This is a genomic window from Mesorhizobium sp. B2-5-3 (assembly GCF_006441005.1).
Lineage (GTDB): Bacteria > Pseudomonadota > Alphaproteobacteria > Rhizobiales > Rhizobiaceae > Mesorhizobium.
The window spans coordinates 1-1,301 of the sequence record NZ_VFUS01000029.1 but is presented as its reverse complement, the minus strand read 5'-3'; the positions used below and the strand labels follow the sequence as shown (position 1 = coordinate 1,301).

1 protein-coding gene is annotated in these 1,301 nt (G+C 59.6%); it reads right to left on the bottom strand.

Features of this window, described 5'->3' with window-relative positions:
* Positions 1-34: 34 nt before the first annotated feature.
* A complete protein-coding gene (locus tag FJ867_RS28570; protein WP_140819259.1) occupies positions 35-1,225 on the bottom strand; it encodes a helix-turn-helix domain-containing protein in 1,191 nt (396 codons plus the stop codon).
* Between the last annotated feature and the right edge of the window lie 76 nt (positions 1,226-1,301).

Below are 1,301 nucleotides of genomic sequence, written 5' to 3'. Positions count from 1 at the left end.
TGTACGGCCCGAAGACATAGGTAACAGAATGTACCTAAGACATGGGTGACAACCTCGTGCCGAACGGGTTGTCGATGGTCTGCAAGGTCCTCTGTTCCAAGTCGATATATCCCAGATCATAGTGCATGAAGGAGACGAGCCAAATGCCGTCGTCGACTTCGCTGATGCCGAGCCTTTGGCCGGCGAGCACGGTGGAGATGTTTATCTTCTTCCTGTGCATGCAGATGCGGCCGCAGGCGGTGACGAGGATGTCCTTGTCATGAAAGGGATATTCCAGCCCGGGGAGGCCTTGATAGGCTCTTGAAGAGCCTCTGTAGAGCTCGGCTGGCACCTTCATGCCGATGGCCTCGTGGGGCCTCTCGTCATTGAATTCGCTCATGAAAGCATCGAACCTGGCCTGCTGCTGGAGGGTGTTCATGCCCGGCGGCCGGGTCGTTTCGGCCTTGAGCGTGCGGTGCATGCGCTCGTGGCGAGCGTTCTCGTGCGGGTTGCCAGGCCGGATGCGCTCGATGGCGATGCCGAGCCTCAGCCAGAACACCGACAGCCTCGATAGATTGTAGAGGCCGTTGGGGCTTGCGAAGGGAAGGCCATTGTCGCTTCTAATCGCTTCCGGCAGGCCACGTTCCTTGAAGAGCCGGACGAAAGCCTCGATGACTGGAACCTCCTTTGTCGCTTCAAGGGCTTCGCAGGCCAGCAGATAGCGTGAAGCCTGGTCGGTGACGGTCAGGGGGTAACAGTAGCGGCCGTTGCCGAGCTTGAACTCGCCCTTGAAATCGGCGCACCAGAGATCGTTGGGCTGCATCGCCTGTGACAGTTGCGTGCCCGCGGCCTTGTTCGCCCGGTTCCTCTTGCGGGCCTGGCTCACAAGGCCGTGGCGGTCGAGCACGGCATGAACTGTGCTCTTGGCCGGAATGCGCACGTCGCCGGCCAGTTTCCTGATCAGCAACTCCCTGATCTTCCTGGCGCCCCAGTGCGGCTTCTCTTGCTTGTTTTCCACAATCATCCGCTCGATCTGGACCGGCAGTTGGTTGGCATAGCGCACCGGCCGCCGAGAGCGGTCCGTCAGTGCCTCAAGGCCCTCATCCTTGTAGCGATTGAAGATCTTGTAGCCCGTCTTGCGCGAGATGCCGAACTCCCGGCACACATCGCTCATGCCTTCCCCGTCCAGAAGACGGGCCACGAAGCGTAGACGTTCCTCCATCACCGAACACTCTCTCCACGGCATCAACACCTCCGGCCAAAAGCCAAAAGTGTTACCCATGTGTCCGGTACAAAACGTCACCTATGTCTCGGGTCGCTCA

What these genes read in the sequence shown, in the direction of transcription:
- FJ867_RS28570 (WP_140819259.1), bottom strand. Translation starts at nt 1,225, where the DNA reads ATGCCGTGGAGAGAGTGTTCGGTGATGGAGGAACGTCTACGCTTCGTG.